16 protein-coding genes are annotated in these 18,737 nt (G+C 71.9%); 6 read left to right on the top strand and 10 right to left on the bottom strand.

Features of this window, described 5'->3' with window-relative positions; genetic code table 11:
- Positions 1-27 precede the first annotated feature (27 nt).
- Together ACQP1V_RS40250 and ACQP1V_RS40245 are read left to right on the top strand one after the other, a co-directional pair.
- Complete coding sequence (locus tag ACQP1V_RS40250; protein WP_433416470.1) at positions 28-1,398, top strand: cystathionine beta-synthase; 1,371 nt, start codon at positions 28-30, stop codon at positions 1,396-1,398.
- An 81-nt stretch (positions 1,399-1,479) separates the two neighbouring features.
- Complete coding sequence (locus ACQP1V_RS40245) at positions 1,480-2,619, top strand: cystathionine gamma-synthase (protein WP_433416467.1); 1,140 nt, start codon at positions 1,480-1,482, stop codon at positions 2,617-2,619.
- 111 nt (positions 2,620-2,730) lie between these two features.
- On the opposite strand, the gene ACQP1V_RS40240 is transcribed toward ACQP1V_RS40245, so the two are convergent.
- The 4 genes from ACQP1V_RS40240 to ACQP1V_RS40225 form a co-directional block, all read right to left on the bottom strand.
- Complete coding sequence (locus ACQP1V_RS40240) at positions 2,731-3,168, bottom strand: DUF2269 family protein (protein ID WP_433416465.1); 438 nt, start codon at positions 3,166-3,168, stop codon at positions 2,731-2,733.
- A gap of 69 nt (positions 3,169-3,237) precedes the next feature.
- Positions 3,238-5,193 (bottom strand): hypothetical protein, encoded by a 1,956-nt coding sequence (locus tag ACQP1V_RS40235; protein WP_433416462.1) that lies wholly within the window; start codon positions 5,191-5,193, stop codon positions 3,238-3,240.
- Positions 5,194-5,415: 222 nt separating this feature from the next.
- A complete protein-coding gene (locus ACQP1V_RS40230) occupies positions 5,416-6,267 on the bottom strand; it encodes a hypothetical protein (protein WP_433416459.1) in 852 nt (283 codons plus the stop codon).
- Positions 6,268-6,357: 90 nt separating this feature from the next.
- The gene (locus ACQP1V_RS40225) at positions 6,358-7,767 is read right to left on the bottom strand and encodes a sigma 54-interacting transcriptional regulator (RefSeq protein WP_433416456.1); all 1,410 of its coding nucleotides are present in this window, start codon (positions 7,765-7,767) and stop codon (positions 6,358-6,360) included.
- 173 nt (positions 7,768-7,940) lie between these two features.
- On the opposite strand from ACQP1V_RS40225, the gene ACQP1V_RS40220 reads away from it, so the two are divergent.
- Positions 7,941-9,110 carry an FIST signal transduction protein gene (locus ACQP1V_RS40220; RefSeq protein WP_067135376.1) on the top strand — a complete coding sequence of 390 codons (1,170 nt, stop codon included), beginning with the start codon at positions 7,941-7,943 and terminating at the stop codon, positions 9,108-9,110.
- On the opposite strand, the gene ACQP1V_RS40215 is transcribed toward ACQP1V_RS40220, so the two are convergent.
- Together ACQP1V_RS40215 and ACQP1V_RS40210 are read right to left on the bottom strand one after the other, a co-directional pair.
- On the bottom strand, positions 9,079-10,560 hold the full coding sequence (locus ACQP1V_RS40215; RefSeq protein WP_433416453.1) for a hypothetical protein: 1,482 nt from the start codon (positions 10,558-10,560) through the stop codon (positions 9,079-9,081). The two genes, ACQP1V_RS40220 and ACQP1V_RS40215, sit on opposite strands and share 32 nt — an antisense overlap.
- A gap of 135 nt (positions 10,561-10,695) precedes the next feature.
- Positions 10,696-12,060, bottom strand: a complete 1,365-nt coding sequence (locus ACQP1V_RS40210) for a pyridoxal phosphate-dependent decarboxylase family protein (protein ID WP_433416451.1) — start codon at positions 12,058-12,060, stop codon at positions 10,696-10,698.
- Between the two features lie 126 nt (positions 12,061-12,186).
- Here ACQP1V_RS40210 and ACQP1V_RS40205 point away from each other — a divergent pair, with 126 nt between their 5' ends.
- The 3 genes from ACQP1V_RS40205 (at position 12,187) to ilvA (ending at position 14,750) form a co-directional block, all read left to right on the top strand.
- A complete protein-coding gene (locus ACQP1V_RS40205; RefSeq protein ID WP_433416448.1) occupies positions 12,187-12,759 on the top strand; it encodes an RNA polymerase sigma factor in 573 nt (190 codons plus the stop codon).
- The gene (locus ACQP1V_RS40200) at positions 12,756-13,439 is read left to right on the top strand and encodes a hypothetical protein (RefSeq protein WP_433416445.1); all 684 of its coding nucleotides are present in this window, start codon (positions 12,756-12,758) and stop codon (positions 13,437-13,439) included. The genes ACQP1V_RS40205 and ACQP1V_RS40200 overlap by 4 nt, the downstream gene beginning before the upstream one ends.
- A 96-nt stretch (positions 13,440-13,535) precedes the next feature.
- The gene (gene ilvA / locus ACQP1V_RS40195) at positions 13,536-14,750 is read left to right on the top strand and encodes a threonine ammonia-lyase (RefSeq protein ID WP_067135383.1); all 1,215 of its coding nucleotides are present in this window, start codon (positions 13,536-13,538) and stop codon (positions 14,748-14,750) included.
- 40 nt (positions 14,751-14,790) lie between these two features.
- On the opposite strand, the gene ACQP1V_RS40190 is transcribed toward ilvA, so the two are convergent.
- The 4 genes from ACQP1V_RS40190 to ACQP1V_RS40175 are packed head-to-tail and all read right to left on the bottom strand — an operon-like array spanning position 14,791 to position 18,730.
- Complete coding sequence (locus ACQP1V_RS40190; RefSeq protein WP_433416442.1) at positions 14,791-15,762, bottom strand: iron-siderophore ABC transporter substrate-binding protein; 972 nt, start codon at positions 15,760-15,762, stop codon at positions 14,791-14,793.
- Positions 15,763-15,802: 40 nt separating this feature from the next.
- A complete protein-coding gene (locus ACQP1V_RS40185) occupies positions 15,803-16,615 on the bottom strand; it encodes an ABC transporter ATP-binding protein (RefSeq protein ID WP_433416440.1) in 813 nt (270 codons plus the stop codon).
- Positions 16,608-17,723 carry a FecCD family ABC transporter permease gene (locus ACQP1V_RS40180; RefSeq protein WP_433416438.1) on the bottom strand — a complete coding sequence of 372 codons (1,116 nt, stop codon included), beginning with the start codon at positions 17,721-17,723 and terminating at the stop codon, positions 16,608-16,610. The genes ACQP1V_RS40185 and ACQP1V_RS40180 overlap by 8 nt, the downstream gene beginning before the upstream one ends.
- Positions 17,720-18,730: a FecCD family ABC transporter permease gene (locus tag ACQP1V_RS40175; protein ID WP_433416436.1), complete on the bottom strand. Its 1,011-nt coding sequence runs from the start codon at positions 18,728-18,730 to the stop codon at positions 17,720-17,722. The genes ACQP1V_RS40180 and ACQP1V_RS40175 overlap by 4 nt, the downstream gene beginning before the upstream one ends.
- Between the last annotated feature and the right edge of the window lie 7 nt (positions 18,731-18,737).

Below are 18,737 nucleotides of genomic sequence, written 5' to 3'. Positions count from 1 at the left end.
CTTCGGTAAACCAAGGCGGTCTTCGCGGTGCGCGTACACGATTCACTGATCGAGCTCATAGGTGACACCCCGCTCGTCCGGCTGCGCAAGGTCACGGCGGGGCTGCCCGCGCAGGTGCTCGCCAAAGTCGAATATTTCAACCCCGGTGGGTCGGTGAAGGACCGGATCGCGCTGCGGATGGTCGAGGCCGCGGAGCGGAGCGGCGCGCTGAAGCCCGGCGGCACGATCGTCGAGCCGACCTCCGGCAACACGGGCGTCGGCCTGGCCATCGTGGCGCAGGAGAGGGGCTACAAGTGCCTGTTCGTCTGCCCGGACAAGGTCGCCCAGGACAAGATCGCGGTGCTCCGGGCGTACGGCGCCGAGGTCGTGGTCTGCCCGACGGCCGTCTCGCCCGATCACCCCGACTCCTACTACTCGGTGTCGGACCGGCTGGCGCGTGAGACGCCGAACGCGTGGAAGCCCGACCAGTACTCCAACCCGGAGAACCCGGCCAGCCACTACCTGTCGACCGGTCCGGAGATCTGGGAGCAGACCGAGGGGCGGATCACCCACTTCGTCGCCGGCGTCGGCACGGGCGGCACGATCAGCGGCACCGGTCGCTACCTCAAGGAGGTCTCGGGCGGCCGGGTCAAGGTCATCGGGGCCGACCCCGAGGGCTCGGTCTACTCCGGAGGCACCGGCCGGCCGTACCTGGTGGAGGGCGTGGGCGAGGACATCTGGCCCGCCACCTACGACACGACGATCTGCGACCAGGTGATCGCGGTCTCGGACCGCGACTCGTTCGCGATGACCCGCCGCCTCGCCCGCGAGGAGGCGCTGCTGGTCGGCGGCTCCTGCGGCATGGCCGTGGTGGCCGCGCTTCGGGTCGCCCGCAACGCCGGGCCGGACGACGTCGTGGTCGTGCTGCTGCCCGACAGCGGCCGCGGCTACCTCTCCAAGATCTTCAACGATGAGTGGATGGCCGACTACGGCTTCCTCACGACGTCCACGGACGAGGGCCTGGTCGGCGACGTGCTGAGCCGCAAGAGCGCGGGGCTGCCCGAGTTCGTCCACGTCCACCCGCACGAGCCGGTCGGCACGGCCATCTCGATCATGCGCGAGTACGGCGTCTCCCAGCTTCCCGTCATGAAGGAGGAGCCCCCGGTCATGGCGGCCGAGGTGGTCGGCTCGATCATCGAGCGCGACCTGTTGGAGGGCCTCTACCGCGGGAAGGTCTCCTCCGACGACCCGCTGGGCGACCACATGTCCGCGCCGCTCCCGATGATCGGCTTCGGCGAGCCGGTCTCGCGGGCGGTCGAGGCGCTGGAGAAGGCGGACGCGGCCGTGGTCCTCGACGACGGCAAGCCGGTCGGCCTGCTCACCCGTCAGGACCTGCTCGCGTTCCTCGCGTCGAACTGACGCGTCCGGCGGGGCGACGAGATCGAGCCGGACGAACGAGTGGGACGTCGGGCTGAACTACTTGGGAAGGTTGCGTTCGCGATGAACGAGGGTTTCGAGACGCTGGCCATTCACGCCGGCCAGGAGGCCGATCCGCACACCGGGGCCGTCGTGCCGCCGATCTACGCGGTCTCCACGTACAAGCAGGACGGCGTGGGCGGGCTGCGCGCGGGCTACGAGTACAGCCGGTCGGCCAACCCGACCAGGACCGCGCTGGAGGAGTGCCTGGCCGCTGTCGAGGGAGGCGCCCGCGGGCTGGCGTTCGCCTCCGGGCTCGCCGCCGAGGACACCCTGCTGCGGACCGTGTGCGCCCCCGGCGACCACGTCCTGATCCCGGACGACGCCTACGGCGGCACGTTCCGGCTGTTCGCCAAGGTCCTGGAGCGGTGGGGCGTGGCGTACGAGCCGGTGTCGATCGGCGACGTGGACGCCGTCCGCGCCGCGGTGCGCCCCGAGACCAAGGTGATCTGGGTGGAGACGCCCACCAACCCGCTGCTCGGCATCGCCGACATCGCCGGGCTGGCGTCGGTCGCCCACGACGCGGGGGCGCTGCTCGCCGTGGACAACACCTTCGCCTCGCCGTACCTGCAGCAGCCGATCGGGCTCGGCGCGGACGTGGTGATCCACTCGACCACCAAGTACGTCGGGGGCCACTCGGACGTGGTCGGCGGCGCGCTGGTGGCGGCGTCGGCCGAGCTGGGTGAGCGGCTCGCCTACCACCAGAACGCCATGGGCGCGGTGGCCGGGCCGTTCGACGCCTGGCTGACGCTGCGCGGGCTCAAGACGCTCGCCGTGCGGATGGAGCGGCACTGCGACAACGCCGAGCGGGTGGTCGAGCTGCTGACGTCCCACCCGAAGGTGACGCAGGTGCTCTACCCGGGGCTGCCCGAGCACCCGGGCCACGAGGTCGCGGCCAAGCAGATGCGGCGTTTCGGCGGGATGGTGTCGTTCCGGGTCGCCGGAGGCGAGCAGGCCGCGGTCGAGGTGTGTAACCAGGCGAAGCTGTTCACGCTCGGTGAGTCCCTCGGCGGCGTCGAGTCGCTGATCGAGCACCCGGGACGGATGACGCACGCGTCGGCCGCCGGGTCGCCGCTGGAGGTGCCCGCCGACCTGGTCCGCCTGTCTGTCGGCATCGAGACGGCCGACGACCTGCTCGCCGACCTGTCCCGGGCGCTCGGCTGACGATCAGAACCTGCTTCGTGGATCTCTGCTGTAGCGAGGATCGGCCGGATGGATGCCTCGCAGTAGGCCGAAAAGATCCACGAAGCACTTCCTAGTGTCGTGACCGAGGCACTAGCGCGTCGAGGCGAAGAAGACCATCAGGAAGAGGATCACCAGCCAGATCACGGCGGCGATGCCGCCCATGGCGGCGATCCTGCCGATCTGCACCCTGGCGTCGTCCTCCGGGCTCTCGCTTGACAGAGCCCGGATGGCGGCGCCCTGGTCTCGCTCGATGAAGACCATGAGCACGCCAGCGACAACGAAGAGCGTCATCGACGCCGAGAGCCACGGCGCGCCCAGGTCGCTGCCGCCGAGGATCAACCCGGTGATGAACACGCCCAACGTCAGCACCCCGAAGAGCCGGGTGCTCCGCCGCAGGTAGCGCAGGACACCGAGGTCACGCGTGCGGATGTAACGAGGAACGGAACTCGTCACTGCGGTCAGCGGGCCGATGGCGAAGATCGCGAATCCGACGTGCAGCCATAGCAGCACCTTGTCCAAAACCGACATGTGGCCGAGGCTATCTCGTCAGGTGATCGGATCGGGAGCAGGGCCGCCGCCGGGACCGTCGCGCCGTCGCTATCGGGCCCGGCGGCTGCGCAGGAAGTCGCTGACCACGTACTCGCCGAGCCGGTCGGCGCTGGGGGAGAAGACCCGGCCCCCGTTGCGCCGGGCGACCTCGTCGACGAAGTCGCGCAACCGCTCGTCGGCGGCCAGCATGAACACGTTGATTGTCGCCCGCCGCCGGGTCATCTTGTCGACCTCGGCGAGGGTGAGTTCGAGGGTCTCCGGGGACGGCGGCCAGTCGAAGCGGGGGACGCCGTTGCGCATCAGGTGGGCCGTGGGCTCGCCGTCGGTGACGACCAGCACGACCGGCTCGAAGTCCGGGTGCCGGTCCAGGTGGCGGCCGGCGATCAGCAGCGCGTGGTGCAGGTTCGTGCCCTGGACCATGTCCCATTCCAGCCCGGCCAGTTCGTCGGCCCGCAGCACCCGCGCGTAGTTCGAGAAGCCGATGATCTGCACGGCGTCCTGCGGGAACTTCGAGGCCACCAGCGCCTGCAGGGCCAGCGCCGTCTGCTTGGCCGCCGCCCAGGTGCCCCGCAGGGCCATCGAGTACGACAGGTCCACCAGCAGGCAGACCGCCGCCGCCGACCGGCGTTCGGTCTCCACGACCTCGAAGTCGTCCACGGAGAGGGAGATCGGGGCGCCGCCGCCGCGCCGTACGGCGTTGACGATCGTGCGGACCACGTCGACGGGCTGCTCGTCGCCGAACCGCCAGGGGCGGGTGGAGCCGGTCAGCTCGCCGGCGGCACCGGCGTCCCGCTGGTCGTGGTCGCCGCGGCGGCTGGACTCCAGCGAGGAGAAGGCGCGGCGGAGCGCGGTCTCGCCGAGCCGGCGTACGGCCTTGGGCGTGAGTTCGAGTTTGCCGCGGTGGCGGCGGAGGTATCCCTGGGACTCCAGCTCGCGCTCGATCCGGCGGAGGGCCTCCAGGTCGTCGACCGCGGACCGGCCGAGCGCGCGGCGGACCGCCTCCTCGTCGACGTCGTCCAGCCGGGCCCCCGGGTAGTCCTGCCGGAGGGCCGACTCCAGCTCGCCGAGGTCGGCCAGCTCCTGCAGGGCCGTCACGGCGTCGCCCATGCCCATCGGGGTCTCGCCGGAGAACCGCTCGGGGGTGTCCCAGGCGAGGTCGGGGCGGCGGGCGTAGAGGCTCTCGCCGAGCCGGCGCATCTGCTCCGACAGTCCGGCCTGCTCCAGGGTCTGCTCGATCAACCCGGCCAGCTCGGCCCGCTGCTCGGGGGTGAGCGACGCCAGCAGCCGTTGCGCCGCCGCGGCCCGGCGGGCGAGTTGGTCGACGAGCTCCTCAAGGTTGCGCGGATTTTCCGGGAACATGTCCCCGTATTTCCGCATAAATTCCGCGAAGTCGTGGGGGGTGTGTTGTCCGCGGGCGTCCCGTTCGAGCATGTCGGTGAGGTCGGCCAGCATGTGGCGGACCCGCTCCATGGCGGCGGGGTCGGGGTTCGCCAGGGCGTCGCGCATGCCGCGGAACCGGCTGTCGAGGATCTCCCTGCGCAGCAGGTCGCGCAGCTCCTCGAAGGTGCGCCGCGCTTCCGGAGAGCGCCAGTCGTAGGAGGCCAGCTCGCGGATCGCCCGCGAGGTGTCCGAGGGCAGCGCGTCGAGGAGCGCCTCACGGAAGCCCGTGTCCTCCGAGGGGGCGGCGCCGGGCTCTCGCCGCAGCTCGGCCCGCTCCTGCCCGATCGCCTTGTCGAGCAGGGCACGGGCCTGTTCCAGCGTCCCGTCGAGCCGGGACCCCGAGCGCAGCTCGCGACGGCGGTGCCGCACCTGGCGGAGCAGGTCGTCGAGCCCGCGCCGCTCCGGGGCGCCGGGCAGGCCGCGCCGCAGCAGGTCGCGCAGCGCGTCGAGAGGCGTGGCCCCGGAGAGGACGGCGTCGCCCATCTCGTCCAGGGCCTCACGTACGTCGTATGGCGGAGCCAGTGGATCAGGCCCGTCGTGATACTCCCCGTACCGGTAAGCCACGCCACCACGCTACCCGCTACGCGGCCGGTTCTCCGGTCCCCGGATCGGCAGAGAAGCCTCAGAAACCGACGGCCTGGCCGCCCCTTGCGGCACATGAGAGAGCGGCGCGGGCGGGAGTGAGGACCGCAGCGAAGGCCCAGCGAAGCGGGCTTCGTGAGGACCGGAGCTTCCGGACGGCGCAGCGAACGTCCACCACGGGAACCGCGTCTGTCCGGGAGCGGGTCACCCGCAGGTGTCGCCCTGGCAGGGGTAGATCTCGCGGATCTCCATCAGCTCGCGGCTCGCCTTCATATAGTCCACCTTCACCTGGATCGTCTTGAGCGCGCGCAGCGCGCGGGTGAGGTCGGCGGCCGTGCAGCGCCGCGTGCCGACGCCGTTCCGGTCGGTCGTGGTGGGCTGCTGCGAGTTGTCGGCGCAGGACCGCCCGGTGCGGTAGAAGACCACCATCCCGTTGTACGGCAGCGCGATCGGGGCACCCGCCTTCTTCATGAAGGAGTAGCCCATGTTCGGCACCCGCTTCACCTTGTAGGGCGTGAACGTCACGGCGCCCCGCCCTCCGGAGGCCATGCCGAACGCGCTCGTGGGGGCGTCCAGCGGGTTCAGGATCTCGCGCACCCGGGTCGCGGCGCCGGTGGCCGGGTCGTACGTGACCACGACCGGGACGGGGCCGAGGCTGAGCGTGAACGACAGGTCCTTGCCGGTGCAGCGGGTGGTGCCGATTCCCTTGGCGTCGATCGCGACGGAGCCCTCGGTCTCCTTGAGGTCGCAGGCGGTGGTGACCCGGCGATAGTCCAGCGACGATCCGTACGCCATCCGTAGTTCCTTGGCGGAGGCGATCGGCAGGAGGCGGTACCGCGTGCCCGTACGCGTCGCCTTCCTCGGGCTGACGATCATCGCGCCCGCGCCGTCGGGGCGGGCGAAGCCGTAGACGGTGCGGGTGGAGGCTGCCTGGACGGCGCCGGCCGCGCTCGTGGCCCGCTGGGCCGTGGCGCCCTCGGCGGCCTGGGCGCCGGAGGTCAGGGCGACCGCGACCAGGGCGGCGACCGAGAGCGGGACGCGGCCTTGGCTGATCATGATGGGGGCTCCTCTGCTCTTCAGCGATCGTTGCGCTGATTGAGATGGCCCCGTCGCCGGAAAGGTTGTGCGGCGAAGGTCACGATCAGGTCATGTCCGGTAGACGCTGCCCCCGGCCGACTCGTCCTTGGAGAGGCGGCGCATGAGATACAGGCCTTCGAGGGCGAACTCCAGGGTCGCCGCGGCGTGGCCGGGGGACTCGTCGCCCTCGCCCATGCCCAGCGCCGACATGATCCGCGACAGGCCCTCCACCCGGCCGATGCGGCGCAGCAGCTCGGTGGCGGGCACCAGCTCGCCGGACTCCACCTGTGCGCCGTCGGAGAACCGGGTGAGCAGCGCGGACAGGTCGATCCCGCCCAACGAGCCACGGAACGTTTCGGCGGTCGCCCGGCGCAGCAGGTGGGCGAGAATCTCGACCTCGCGTCCCTCCTCGCTCACCTCGAACTCGACCTTCCCGCGCAGCGTGTGGACGACGCCGGGCAGGTCGCACACCCGGGCCACGGCGCGCTCCTCGCCCACCAGCGCGGCCCGTCGTACGGCCGAGGCGGCGGCGGTCTCGGCGGCGGCGATCGAGAACCGCGCGGAGACGCCGGAGCGGGCGTCCACCGCGGTGGACTCGCGTACCAGCCGGGTGAAGCGGGCGATGACCTCGACAAGATGGTCGGGCAGGTCGGCGCCGAGCTCGCGCAGCCCGGCCTCCTGCCGGATCAGGACCAGCTCGTCGGCGATCGTGCGGGGATAGTGCGTACGGATCTCCGCGCCGAACCGGTCCTTGAGCGGCGTGATGATGCGGCCGCGGTTGGTGTAGTCCTCGGGGTTGGCGCTGGCGATGAGCAGGATGTCGAGCGGCAGGCGCAGGTTGTACCCCCGGACCTGGATGTCGCGCTCCTCCAGCACGTTGAGCAGCGAGACCTGGATCCGCTCGGCGAGGTCGGGCAGCTCGTTGACCGAGAAGACGCCCCGGTTGGTGCGCGGCACGAGGCCGTAGTGGACGGTTTCGGGGTCGCCGAGGGTGCGGCCTTCGGCGATCTTGATGGGGTCCACGTCGCCGATGAGGTCGCCCACCGAGGTGTCCGGGGTGGCGAGCTTCTCGCCGTAGCGGTCGTCGCGGTGCCGCCAGGACACGGGCAGGTCGTCGCCGTGCGCGGCGGCCAGCCGCCGGCACCGTACGCAGACCGGGGCGTAGGGATGGTCGTTGATCTCGCAGCCCTTGACCACCGGCGTCCACTCGTCGAGCAGCCCGGCGACGGTGCGGATCAGCCGGGTCTTGCCCTGGCCGCGCTCGCCGAGGAGGACCAGGTCGTGGCCCGCGATCAGCGCGCGTTCCAGGTGCGGGAGCACGGAGTCGTCGAAGCCGACGATGCCGGGGAACCGCGGCTCGCCCGAGCGCAGCCGGGCGAGGAGGTTCTCGCGGATCTCGGCTTTCACGGTCCGATGGGCGTGTCCACTCTCGCGCAGCTCGCGCAGAGTGCTGGGAGCAGGTGCGGGCGATTCGTGCACGGAGTCGAGACTACGTCGCGGCCGGGAGATCCGGCACCCGGGTAGGCGTCGGGATCTCGACTATTGCGTGACGCCCGTTGTGCGTTGAACCCCCCGCAGTGGGGAGAATCGGGCAAGAGGGCAATTCGGGACACTATGGTGACCTGGGAGTGTCGACAGGAGGGGGCGAGACGATGGCGGTTTTGACAAGCCGATTCGCCGATGGTCTCGCCGTTGGCACGGATCTCGTGGAGACGGCCGAGGCCGCCATCCGGCAGGCCCTCGCCGGGCTGTCCGGACGGCCCGATTTGGTGTGCTTCTTCATCTGCGGGGACGATGCCGACGACGTCACGCGGGCCGGACAGCGCGCCATGTCCCTGGTTTCGGACGCGCACGTGATCGGGTGCAGCGCCACCGGCGTGATCGGAGACGCGCAGGGGGTGGAGCTCCGGCCGGCGGTGAGCGCGTGGGCCGCCTCCCTCGGCGACGCCGAGGTGACGACCTTCGCCCTGGAGACGCTCCGCACCGAGGACCGTTTCGTGGTCATCGGCCTGCCAGAACGCGGGCCGGAGGACAAGGTCGCCATCCTGCTGGCCGACCCCTACAGCTTCCCGACGGACGCGTTCGTCGAGCACTCGGCCGAGGTGCTCGGCAACCTGCCGATCACCGGCGGCCTCGCCAACGCCCTGGCCGGCCGCGACTCGGTACGCCTCTTCGCGGACGGCGAGACGTACACGGAGGGCGCCATCGGGGTCATCCTGGGCGGGCCGGTGAAGGTGAGCACCGTGGTGAGCCAGGGCTGCCGCCCGATCGGGCCGACGATGGTGGTCACCCGGGCCGAGGAGAACCTGCTGCTCGAACTGGCCGGCCAGCCGGCGCTCGCCCGGCTCGAGGACATCGTGAGCGGGCTCGGCGAGGCGGACCGCGAGCTGGTCGCCTCCGGGCTCCAGATCGGCCTCGCCATGGACGAGTACGCCGAACGCCACGAACGCGGAGACTTCCTCATCAGGGGTGTGCTCGGCATCGACCCCGAGCGGGAGGCGGTCGCCATCGGGGACGTCGTGGAGATCGGCCGGACCGTCCGCTTCCAGGTCAGGGACGCCGAAACCGCGGACGAGGACCTCTACCACACGCTCGACGAGCACGTGAACACCGGCGGCCGGGTGGACGGCGCGCTGCTGTTCTCCTGCAACGGGCGCGGGTCGGCCATGTTCGGCTCGGCCGACCACGACGCCCTCGCCGTACGGGACACGCTGGGGCCCATCGGCGTGGCCGGGTTCTTCGCCGCCGGAGAGCTGGGTCCGGTGTCCGGGCAGAACCACGTGCACGGATTCACCGCATCCATCCTGGTCTTCTCGTCGTAGGCCGGGCCTGACAGACCGCGCCGATCCGCCGAAGGCGCGGCCGGGCGTTGCCGGGGGCTCTGGGGCGGCTTTCGCGGCGCGGCGGGCGTTTCGCGATGGCGAGACCGCCGGCCAGGCAGGTCAGCGGGATGGCGGGGATGACATAGCGGACATCGAACTGGCTCAGGAACGGTGGCGCCAGGGTGAGTACGGCCGCGGCCAGCGCGGGCAGCAAAGCGTCATGGCGCCGTCTCACCACAGCCGTGCCGAGCGCGCCTCCGAGCAGCAGCATGAGCAGCGGAAACGGTAGATATCCGAATCGCTGGTAGGCGCGCAGCCACCCCGCGAACGGCTCGATGATCCGCGTCGCCGCGGGGCCGCCCTGGTAGGACTCCGCGGTCTTCCGGACCGAGTCGTGAAGCGGACGCTCTTCGAAGGGGAACCAGTAGGGGTTGGTCTTCTTGACGGACAGGCTCCTGGCCGTCGTGCGTTCCCAGCGCAGCAGTCGCCGAAGGTCGGTGCCCACGGCGGCGAGGTAGTCGCCCGGTTGCGCCGCGATGGCCGCGTGGGCGAACCTCCCGGCCAGAAGGTTCTTGTCGACCCCGCGAGGCAGGGCATGAAGCGGAGACCATGAACTCCACAGCCAGAACGCGGGCGCCGGACGGCCGGACACCGGAGTGCGTGGGCAGAGCACGGCCAGCCTGGGTTCCGGCCGCACCGCGTCACAGTCGGCGAAGGTCATCGTGCGGGCCCAGAGGAAGAGCCCGTCCGCCCTGGTCAGGCCGAACGTGCCCGTCTTCGCGTACGTCCAGCCCGCGTACGCGGTCAGCAGGCTGGACCCCGCCACGACAAAACTGAGCAGGCACCGCCACCCGGTACGGCGCAGCAGCAGATATCCCGCCGCCGGCACGAGCAGGAGCACGCCGATCGTCCTGGTGAGCCCGGCGACTCCCAGCAGCGTCCCGCCGATCGCCGCCGTCGCCGGGGTGACCTTTGTCAGCAGTACCAGGATCCCGCTCACCACGAGGACGGTGAACAGCGCGTCCGCCATGACCATGTGTTCGAGCAGGATCACGAACTCGTCGTAGAGCAACGGCGTGATGACGACCGTCGCGGTCCATCCGGACAGCCCGCGCCGTCGCAGCAGCGCGTAGACACCGACCCCTGCCGCCAGGCCGAGGACGTGCTGCACGGCCGCCACCAGGGCGAGGCTGCGCGCCGGTCCGAGGGCGGCGAGGGCCAGCGGGTACCCGAGCGGCCGGTAGGGGCTGGGGACAGGGTCGGCCGCCGCGGCCAGATAGGAGAACGAGTCGGCCCAGAACCAGAGCACCGGCTGATATCCGACCATCGCCAGCACGCGTAACGCGACGGCGGGCACCAGCACCACGATCAGCGCGAAATGCCGGTCCCGTGTCGGGTTTTCCTGGCCGATGCCGCTGTTTTCGGGCAGCGCAAAGACAGCTGACGACATGGATCCCCCCAGGCGCGAGGCGGCCGGAATCTTTACGCGGGACCTCATGTCTCGCGCCGGCCGGCACCCTCTACTCGCTCTTGCCGCTACTTGGCGAAAGGGTTCACGAGAGTTACAGCTGTGGGAGACCCGAGGTCACGCGCGGGCGAGCCGTTCCAGCCGTTCGTGCAGGTGGTCCACGTAGTCCTCGGACTCGGGCTTCATCAGGACGCTGCGCAGGATCCGGGCCCCGTCGGCGTCCCGGACGATCTCCGGATGCCGGGCCGCCATGGCCTCCGCGCTGACCCGGAGCGTGCTCACGAAGATCGGATCCTCGGCGTCCGCCATGCCCTCCTGGAGGATCCGGGCGCTTTCCGCGTCGATCCGGCTCAGCGCGGCGGGCTCGGTCACCGGGAAGTAGCCGACGATGTCCAGCTCCGGCCGCTGGTACAGCTCCAGGTGCGCGGACTTCTCGATCAGGTCGGCCCAGCGCAGCGCCGCGCGCCGTCCGGCGGCCAGGGCCGCGCCCAGCCCGTCCCGGGTGGGTGGGAGGAGCTGGAAGGTGAGCCACAGGGCGGCCGCGGCGGCGCCCGCCCGGGAGCACTCCAGGCTGATCTCCCCGAGGTGCAGCTCCTCCGAGGTGAAGTAGGTGTACGGCGAGTCGTGGAGGTAGAAGCGGCCCACCGACGGGTCGCGGAACAGCACCGCGCCGCAGCCGTACGGCTGGAGCCCGTGCTTGTGCGGGTCCACCACCACCGAGTCGCACTGGGCGATCGCCCGCCATGGGGCCGCGGGCAGGCCCTCCGGCCCGTCCGCGCCGGCCAGCAGGGTGAAGAAGCCGCCGTAGGCGGCGTCCACGTGGATCCGTACGCCGTGCCGCTCGCGCAGGGCGAGCGCCTCGTGGACGGGATCGACCGCTCCGAGCCCCGTCGTGCCCGTGGTGAGAACCACGGTGCCGACCCGCCCCTCGCGCAGCAGTTCCTCCAGGGCGTCGAGGTCCATCGCGCCCCGCGCGTCCACCGGGACCGGGTGCCCCTCGACGCCGAGGACGCCGCACATGCGGCTGTGCGTGTAGTGGGCCTCGGTGCTGTAGGCGACGCCCCGGCCGGGGTGCAGCTCCCTGGCCACGAAGAGCGCCTCCAGGTTGGCGATGGTGCCGCTGGTGGTGAGGTGCCCCAGATGGGTGTCGAACCCGAACATCGTCGCCAACTGGGCGACCACCTCGCGCTCCATGGCGGCGGTGGCCGGGCCGCCGTCCAGCGCGTGGTTGTTGGGGTTGATCAGCATGGCGGCCAGGTAGCCCACGACCGCGGCCGGGTGCGGCGGCTTGAGCATCTGCCCGGCGTACCGGGGGTGGAAGAACGGGTAGTTGTCCCGCAGCCGCTCGCTGAACAGCGCGAACGCAGCGCCGAAGCGCTCGTCGTCGACCAGCAGCGAGGGATGCGGCGTGACCTGCCCGAAGGCGCGGGACCAGGTTTCGCTGGCGGTCACGGCCTGGTCGAGCCAGTGTCGCAGGTCCATGGAGCGCTCCTGACGGGTCGGGTCCGGCCATGCCGCCGCGGCGGGCCGTCCAGGTTTCCTGTAACGGTCGGTACGGCTTCGTCCAAGCATGGTCGTATTCGGACGGACGACCAAGGAGAGACACCGGTGCGCCTGAAACAGAAGGGATTGGCGGACATCGCCGATGATCCCGAGGCATTCGAAGCCTTCTACCGGCGCCATTTCGAAGCCGTGACCCGGTTCCTCGGGAGGCGGGTCGGGGACCCCCACGCGGTTGCCGACCTCACGGCCGAAGTGTTCCTCGCGGTGTTCGACTCCGCGCACACCTACCGCCCGGGAAAGGGCAGCGAGATCGCCTGGTTGTACGGCGTCACGCGCAACACCCTCCTGGCCGAGCGGCGCCGCTCGGCCAGGGAGCTGCGCGCGAACAGCCGCATCGCGGGGCGCCGGCTGCTCCAAGGCGACGACATCGCGCGCCTGGAGGAGCGGATCGACGCGGAGTCACCGGCCCGGCGCGCCATGGACGCCATGGCCGGGCTGCCGGAGAACGAGCGGGCCCTCATGGAACTGGTGGCCGTGGACGGCCTCAGCCCGGCGGAGGCGGCGGCCGCCCTCGGCATCCGCCAGGGAACGGCCCGCGTCCGGCTCCACCGCGCGCGCCGCGCGCTCCAGAAGATCCCCGGCGTCGTGCCGCCACTCGTCATGGAAGGACAGCGATGAACGACAATTTCGAAGACCGCCTGCTCGCCGAGCTCAAGACCGAGATGGCCGCCCGGCGGGAGGCGCGGCCCGCTCCTGCCAGCGCGCGCCGGGCGACCGGCCGCCGGTTCTTCGCCGCCGCCGGAGTCCTCGGGGTCGCCGCGGCCGCGGCGGTCGCCGTGCCGATGGTGATGGGCTCCGGCACCCCCGCGTACGCGCTGACGAAGCACCCCGACGGCACGATCAACCTCAAGATCAACGAACTCCGGGACCCGGACCAGGTCGAGAAGGACCTGGCCGGCATGGGCATCACGGCCGACGTCACCTACCTGCCCCTGGGCAAGCATTGCGGCAACACCCGGGTCACGCCGGTGAAGGGCGACGATCCCTCGTTCACACCGGAGGAACTCTCGAGCAAGGACCCGGTGGTTGAGGCGAGCGTCCGGAAGAAGATGGAGGGCACGCCCTCCTACAAGGCCATCCAGCCAAAGGACGGCATCACGATCCATCCGGAGTACATCAAGCCCGGACAGGTCGTGGTGATCGAGGTGGCGGAGAACCAGGTGAAGCCGACCGGCAAGCCCGGGGTCGAATGGCAGATGAGAGGCCAGCTGTCGGACGGTCCCGCCAAGCCGTGCCAGGTGGCCGACCAGCCCGACGCGTTCGAGGTCGGCGACGCCACCCCTCCGCCCGGTAGCTGACCGTTCCCCGCGGCGCCGTCCCTCCCGCGTGAGCCCTGTGCGACACGGGGTGGGTGGGCCGCATGGCGACCGGTGTCCGAATGGCAGACTTCCGCCATGGGTGTCCCACAGGTGTCGTACGACGACGTCGTCGCCGCACGCAAGGTTCTCGACGGGGTGATCGTGCAGACCCCGGTCGTACAGTCCCGGGTGCTGTCCGAGATGCTCGGCGGCCCGGTCCGTCTCAAGTGCGAGAACCTCCAGCGCGCCGGATCCTTCAAGGTGCGCGGCGCGTACGTCAGGATCGCGCGGCTCACCGACGAGGAGCGGGCCAGGGGCGTGGTCGCCGCCAGCGCGGGAAACCACGCCCAGGGGGTCGCGTTCGCCTCCGGGCTGCTGGGGGCGAAGTCGGTCGTCTACATGCCCGAGGGCGCTCCGCTGCCCAAGATCGAGGCCACCCGGGCGTACGGCGCGGACGTCGTCTTCGCGGGGCAGACGGTGGACGTGGCGCTCCAGGCCGCCAAGGAAGACGCGGAACGGTCGGGGGCGGTGTTCATCCACCCCTTCGACCACCCCGACGTGGTGGCCGGGCAGGGCACGATCGGCCTGGAGATCCTGGAGCAGTACCCCGAGGTCGGCACGATCGTGCTGCCGATCGGCGGCGGCGGCCTCGCCGCGGGCGTGGCGCTCGCGGTGAAGTCGCTGCGCCCGGGCATCAGGATCGTCGGCGTCCAGGCGGAGCGGGCGGCGGCCTACCCCGAGTCGCTCGCCGCCGGCCATCCGGTGATGGTGGAGCCCATGTCCACGATGGCCGACGGCATCGCGGTCGGCCGTCCGGGGGAGCTGCCGTTCGAACTGATCCACTACCTGGTGGACAGCGTCGTGACGGTCACGGAGGAGTCCCTGTCCCGGGCGCTGCTGCTCTGCCTCGAACGCTCGAAGCTGGTCGTGGAGCCCGCGGGGGTCGCCGGGGTGGCCGCCCTGCTCGACCACCCGCACGCGTTCGAGCCGCCGGTGGTGGCGGTGCTGTCCGGCGGCAACATCGACCCGCTGCTGCTGGCCAAGGTCTTACGGCACGGCCTCGCGGCGGCGGGCCGCTATCTCGCGTTCCGGATCCGGCTGACCGACCGGCCCGGCGCTCTGGCGGCGCTGCTGACCCGGCTCGCCGACCTCGGCGCGAACGTGCTCGACGTGGTGCACGAGCGGGTCGCGCCGCGCCTGCACCTGGACGAGGCCGAGGTCCTGCTCCAGTTGGAGACCCGGGGGCCCGCGCACTGCGACGAGGTCCTCGCCGCGCTGCGCCGCGACGGCTACAAACTCACCTTCGGCTAGGGGGTGCCGCACGTGGTGGCGCCCGGGAGGTCCCCGTCGATCAGCCCTTGTTCGTGACCATCTTGGCGGTGAAGTCCTTCAGGAACTCCAGGGCGGCGAGGCCGCCGGAACTGTTGTTCCACAGGTCGTTGCGCACGGTCACGACGCGGTCGTTCTTGACGGCGTCCAGTGACCGCCAGGTGGGCGAGGACTTGGCCTGCGCGAGCGCGGTGTCCGCCTCGGGGTTCAGGGCGCTGATGAAGACGTGGTCCACGTCGATCTCGTCCAGGCGCTCCATGCTCAGGGTCGCGCCGTGGCCGCCCTTCTCCACATCCACGATCTTCGGGAATCCGTAGCCCAGCTCGCCGAGGAGCTGCGCGGACTGCAGGCCGCGGTACATCGGGGTCGGGCCGTCGGTGCCCCAGCGGATGAGCACCGCCTTGCGCCCGGCGACGTCGCCGAGCGACGACTTGACCGTGGCCAGCTCGGCCTCCACGTCGGAGACGAGCTTGGTCGCCACCTCGGCCCGGCCGAACGCCGTTCCGGCCTCAGTGACGATGTCGCGCCAGGGCCGGAACTGCGCCGCGGGATCGCCGATCACGACGGTCGGGGCGATGCGGCTCAGCTCCTTGTACGCCGCCTCGTCCACGCCGGTCGCGCTGCCCACAATCATGTCGGGGCCCGTCTTCGCCAGGGCCTCGTAGTTGACCTCCCGTACGTTGCCGACGACGGGCACGTCCTTCACCTTGTCGGCGAGGTAGGGGTTGGGCGTCTCCAGGCCGCGCGTCGTCGTGACGCCGACGGGCGTGATGCCCGCCGCGATCGCGAAGTCGAGCGCCTCGTCGCCGAGCACGGCCACGCGCTTGGGCGCGGCCGGGACCTGGCTGGTGCCGTACGCGTGGGCGGCCTGGCGGGTGTCGCCCGCGCCGGCGGCGCCGGACGTCTCGCCGCCACCGCACGCGGTGAGCGACAGCGTCGCCAGCGCGCCCGCCGCGAGCGCCGTCCGCATCCTGGCGGCCTTCCACATTTTCATCAGGTCGTCTCCTCAGCTCGTCGGTTTTCGGTAAGGGGGATCAAGAGGTGCCGGTGCGGCGTACGGCCAGTGGCACGGAGGCGGGGATGACCAGCGGTGCGCCCGAGTGCGGGTCGGCCACCACGTGCGCCTCGACGCCGAAGACGGCGCGCAGCGTCTCGGGGGTGATCACCTCGTCGGGCGTCCCGTCGGCGGCGATCCGGCCCCGTTCCATGGCGATCACCCGGTCGGCGTACCGCGCGGCCTGGTTGAGGTCGTGCAGGACGAGCACGATCGTCCGCCCGGCCGAGACGTTGAGCTCGACGAGGAGGTCGAGCACCTCGGCCTGGTGGCCGATGTCGAGGTACGTCGTCGGCTCGTCGAGCAGCACCGTGTCGGTCCGCTGCGCGAGGGCCATCGCGATCCACGCCTTCTGCCGCTGGCCGCCGGACAGCTCGTCGACCGGCCGCCCGGCGAACGCCGTCATGTTGGTACGCTCCAGCGCCTCGCGGACGGCGGCCTCGTCGGCCTCCGACCACTGCCTGAGCCACTTCTGGTGCGGGTAGCGGCCCCGCGCGACCAGGTCGGCGACGGTGAGCCCCTCGGGCGCCGACGGCCCCTGCGGCAGCACGCTGAGCCGCCGGGCGATCTCCCGGGTCGAGAGCGTCGCGGTGTCCCGGCCGTCCAGGACGACGGTGCCCTCGCTGGGCAGCAGCCGGGACAGCGCCCGGAGCAGGGTCGACTTGCCGCAGCCGTTGGCGCCGATGATCGCGGTGATCCGGCCCCTCATCAGGGCGAGGTCCAGCCCGTCGATCACCTCGTGGCCCCGGTAGCCCACCACCAGGCCGCGCGCGCCGAGCGCTTCGTCATCCATCGGTACTCCTTGAGCCGCGCTTCATCAGCAGGTAGACGAGCCAGGGGCCGCCGGCCAGGGCGGTGACGATCCCTACGGGGATCTCCGCGTCGCCGGCGAGCTGCCGTCCGGCGAAGTCGGCGGCCACCGCGAGCAGCGCGCCGAAGATCGCGGACGTGACCAGGCCGCCGTCGGGCCTGCCGATCAGCCGCCGGGCGATCTGGGGCGCGACGAGCGCGATGAACGCGACCGGCCCGGCGACCGCGACGGACGCGGCCGCGGCCAGCACGCCGGTCCCGACGAGCAGGAGCCGGGAACGTTCCAGGGGCAGTCCGAGCGCGCGGGCGACGCCGTCGCCGAGCGAGAGGGTGCGCAGCCGGGCGGCGAGCCCGGTCGCGAGCGGCAGCGTCACGGCGAGTCCGGCCGCGAGCACCGCGACCTGCTCCCAGCCGAGGCCGTTGAAGCCGCCCAGGGTCCAGTTGTGCGCCCGCTCGGCGGTGTGCACCTCGGCGAGCATGAGGACGTACGACGTGCCGCCGGTGACGCACGCGTTGACCCCGATGCCGACCAGGATCAGCCGCATCCCGTTGATCCCGCGCCGGTACGCCAGGAGGTAGACGGCGGCGGTGGCCACGGCGGCCCCGGCGAAGGCGCCCCCGGTCAGTGCCGCCGTACCGGTGAGGCCGAGGGTCATCAGGACGACGGTGACGAGCGCGGCGCCGGTCTCGACGCCGAGGACGTCGGGGCTGGCGAGCACGTTCCTGGCGAGCGTCTGGAAGACGGCGCCGGAGAGTCCGAGCAGCGCGCCCGCCAGCGCCCCGCCGACCGCGCGGGGCAGGCGGAACCGCTGCACGATGTACGACTGGCCGCCCGAGCCGCCGAAGATCGCGTCCACGACCTGGTCGAACCGCAGCGGATAGTCGCCGAAGCAGATCGACGCGACGGCCAGCGCCAGCAGGACGGCCAGCGCGGCGGAGGCGACGAGCAGGGCGCGCGGGGCCAGCCGGGCGGAGAACCCGGGCCCGCGTACGGCGCGGCCCAGGGCCCGATCGAGAGCGCGGTCAAGAGCGCGGCCGAGGGCCGGGTCCGCGGCGGGGTCCACCGCGCCGCGGTCGAGGGACGCCGTCACAGCTCGCGCACCGTCCTTCTGCGGACGAACCAGATGAACACCGGAGCACCCACCGCGGCGGTGATGGCGCCCACCTGAACCTCCGAGGGGATCGCGACCACCCGGCCCACGATGTCCGCCCCGAGTAGCACGAGCGGCCCGAGCAGCGCGGAGTACGGCAGGACCCGGCGGTGGTCGGGGCCGGCCAGCGCCCGGGCGACGTGCGGCACGGTCAGCCCGACGAACCCGATCGGCCCGACGGCGGCGACGGCCGTGCCGGAGAGCAGGACGACGGCGAGCGCGGCGGCGGCCCGGACCAGGCGCACCCGCTGCCCGAGGGAGCGGGCGACATCGGCGCCCATGGACAGGGCGTTGAGGCCGCGGATGACGCCGAACGCGAGCAGAGCGCCGGCCGCGAGGAACGGCGCCGCGGCGAGCAGCAGGTCCGCCTTCGCCCCGGCGAGCGAGCCGACGCTCCAGAAGCGGAACTCGTCGAAGGCCGTCGAGTCGGCGTAGAGCACCAGCGAGGTGGCCGAGCCGATGAAAGCGCTGATCGCGGCGCCGGCGAGGGCCAGCTTGACCGGCGTGGCGCCGTCCCGGCCGCGTGAGCCGACCAGCCAGACGGCGGCGCTGACGAGGGCGGCCCCGGCGAACGCGAACCCGACGTGGGCCCGGAAGTCCAGCAGCCCGAAGACGTAGATCGCCACGACGACGCCGAAGGCGGCGCCCGCGTGGACGCCGAGGATGCCCGGGTCGGCGATCGGGTTGCGCGTCAGGCCCTGCATGACCGCCCCGGACAGCCCGAGCGCGGCGCCGATGACGAGGCCGGCGACGGTCCGGGGGATCCGCAGCTCCCAGATCACGTTGTTGTAGAACCCGCCTCCCGGCGAGAACACCGCGCTCAGCACGCTGTCCGGCGGGATGAACCGGCTGCCCACGCCGATCGACAGCATCGCCACGACGCCGACGGCGATCGCGAGGGCCACGAGCCCCGACACCGCCGTCGTCGCAGACCCTCGGGAGGGCATCCCAAAA

It is taken from the genome of Microtetraspora malaysiensis (genome assembly GCF_050947145.1).
Lineage (GTDB): Bacteria > Actinomycetota > Actinomycetes > Streptosporangiales > Streptosporangiaceae > Microtetraspora_A > Microtetraspora_A malaysiensis.
This window is presented reverse-complemented; position numbering and strand designations above follow the sequence as displayed.